General features: G+C 50.4%; 1 pseudogene. It reads right to left on the reverse strand.

Going from position 1 to position 264, the window contains the following annotated elements:
* Window positions 1-65: 65 nt before the first annotated feature.
* A pseudogene (locus IV91_RS19325) lies at window positions 66-264 on the reverse strand (IS1634 family transposase); the annotation flags it as partial.

The following is a 264-nucleotide window of genomic DNA, read 5'->3' on the forward strand; positions in this document are numbered from 1 at the left end:
TTTAACTATCAGTTTGTTACGACCACAAAAAAATCGGAGTGGCACTACATGCTCGTAATTTTGGTTTAACTGATCAGTTTTTTCGTTCCTCCTGGGGCCGGGGAAACTCCCAGTGCCCTGTAAATTTTCATCAAATCCGGTTCGGCTACGGTGCATTTTCGCACATTCAATGTGCGCCCATCACGTTGTTGGAATGAGGCGGTGACGCGCCGCTGCACGCTCATCGTTTCGCGTAGGCTGGCCCAGTTGTCGCGGATGTCTGCT

The organism is Ferrovum myxofaciens (assembly GCF_000735045.1).
Lineage (GTDB): Bacteria > Pseudomonadota > Gammaproteobacteria > Burkholderiales > Ferrovaceae > Ferrovum > Ferrovum myxofaciens.